Origin of the sequence: Nocardiopsis lucentensis DSM 44048, from assembly GCF_000341125.1 — a bacterium.
GTDB lineage: Bacteria > Actinomycetota > Actinomycetes > Streptosporangiales > Streptosporangiaceae > Nocardiopsis > Nocardiopsis lucentensis.
On the sequence record NZ_ANBC01000646.1, the window covers coordinates 1 to 1933 of the forward strand.

Sequence of the window (1933 nt, forward strand, 5' to 3'; positions counted from 1 at the left end):
GAGCGCGACGCTCACGGGCGCCTGACGTCAGCCGACGGAGCTCTCCGTGGTGTGGAACCACTCCTTGGCGCTCCGCCCCTCGACGAGGACCGCGACAATCACCAGCAGGACGATGCCGAGAACCGCGTTCTGGCCCATCAGCAGGTTCAGGACGGAGTTCACGAGGCCGATCCCGACCAGCAGGCGCAGGAGCGTCTGCGTCCTGCTGCCTCCTCCGCCCATGGTCACGAGCACGTAGCCCTCGAAGGCGACTATCGCGGCTCCGATGACCATGAACAGTACGACGGCTCCGTAGGACATCCCGGCCTCGGCCTCCAGGGCGGCCTGGAGGCGTCGGTCTCCCGACGCCACGGCCAACCCCAGCGTCGCGACACCGTAGACGATGACGGCGAGGACCACACGGACGGCGATGATGACCCGGACCGCCTTGAGGCTTCCGGGCATGGGGAGCACAGGGGGGTGCATGGAACTCTCTCTCACGGGAGATGACGTTTCCCCGACTTGGACACTCCCCGTGCGTCTACCGTTCCGTAAAGTTCGCCCGTCCTCCGACACGGCGGAACGCCTCCGCGCGCGACGCGCGCGGAGGCGTTCGTCGACCCCTGCTCCGGTCAGGAACCGCCGGTCGCTGCACCTCCCGAACCGCCGCCCGAACCGCCGTCCGCTCCGGCGGCGTCCGGCTGGCCGGACCGCTCACGGATGGCGTTGACGATCGCGGAGAAGTCCCGCTCGGTCTCCAGCCCCTCGGCGAAGGCCGAGTAGATCCGGGCCGCCTCCAGCCCGATCTCGGCCTCCACCCCCGTGTCGCGCAGCGCGTTGGCCGCCAGGCCCAGGTCCTTGGCCATCAGCGACGCGGCGAACCCGGGCTGGTAGTCCCGGTTGGCCGGGCTGGTCGGGACCGGCCCGGGCACCGGGCAGTTGGTGGTCAGCGACCAGCACTGCCCGGACGCGGTCGAGACCACGTCGTACAGCGCCTGGTGGGTGAGCCCCAGCCGCTCGCCGAGCACGAACGCCTCGCTGACCGCGATCATCGACGCGCCCAGCACCATGTTGTTGCAGATCTTCGCGGCCTGCCCGCCCCCGGGCCCGCCGCAGTGGACCACCTTGCGGCCCATCGCGGACAGCAGCGGCTCCACGTCGGCGAAGTCGGCGCCCTCGGCCCCCACCATGAAGGTGAGCGTCGCGGCGGTCGCGCCCACGACACCGCCCGAGACCGGGGCGTCCACGGCACGGTGGCCCGCGGCGACGGCCTCGGCGTTGGCGGCGCGGGCGTCGGCCACGTCCACGGTCGAGCAGTCCACGAACAGCGTCCCGGGGCGGGGGNTCGGCGCCCAGGTAGGCGGTGAGCAGGTGCCGGCCGCTCGGCAGCATCGTGACGACCACGTCGGCCTTGGCGACCGCGTCCACCGCGCTGTCGGCGACGCGGACGCCCGACTCGGCGGCCTTGGCCAGGGCCTCGGGCACCAGGTCGAAACCGGTGACCGTGTGCCCGGCGGTCACGAGGTTGGCGGCCATGGGCCCACCCATGTTGCCCAGTCCGACGAACGCGACGGCGGTCATGCGCGGCTCCCCTCGTCGATGAGTCCCAGCGGTCCGTCCGGCGCGGCCGTGAAGAACCGCGCCACGTGGCTGTCGGACACCTCCGCCAGCCGGTCCGGCGCCCACGTCGGGCTCCGGTCCTTGTCGATCACCTGCGCCCGCACGCCCTCGACCAGGTCGGGCGAGGACAGCAGGGCGCACGAGACCCGGTACTCCTGCTCCAGGACCGCCTCCAGCGTGGGCAGCTCCCGGGCCCGGCGCAGCGCCGCCAGGGCGACCTTCACCGAGGTGGGCGACTTGCTCTCGATGACGTCGGCGGCGCGCGCGGCGTCCTTGTCGCCGTGGGAGCGCAGCCGGTCGACGATCTCCTCGGCGGTGTCGGCGGGGGAGCAGG

At 72.6% G+C, this 1933-nt stretch carries 3 protein-coding genes and 1 pseudogene; all 4 read right to left on the reverse strand.

Annotated features, from left to right (window positions below):
* Positions 1–27 precede the first annotated feature (27 nt).
* Positions 28–444 (reverse strand): hypothetical protein, encoded by a 417-nt coding sequence (locus tag D471_RS0122955; RefSeq protein ID WP_017600788.1) that lies wholly within the window; start codon positions 442–444, stop codon positions 28–30.
* Between the two features lie 167 nt (positions 445–611).
* On the reverse strand, positions 612–1301 hold the full coding sequence (locus D471_RS42355) for an NAD-binding protein (protein WP_017600789.1): 690 nt from the start codon (positions 1299–1301) through the stop codon (positions 612–614).
* Positions 1302–1389: 88 nt separating this feature from the next.
* A pseudogene (locus tag D471_RS42360) lies at positions 1390–1560 on the reverse strand (NAD(P)-binding domain-containing protein); the annotation flags it as partial.
* Positions 1557–1933: enoyl-CoA hydratase/isomerase family protein (locus D471_RS0122965; protein ID WP_017600790.1), on the reverse strand; the 377-nt coding region annotated here is incomplete at its 5' end. The pseudogene D471_RS42360 and the gene D471_RS0122965, both read right to left, overlap by 4 nt.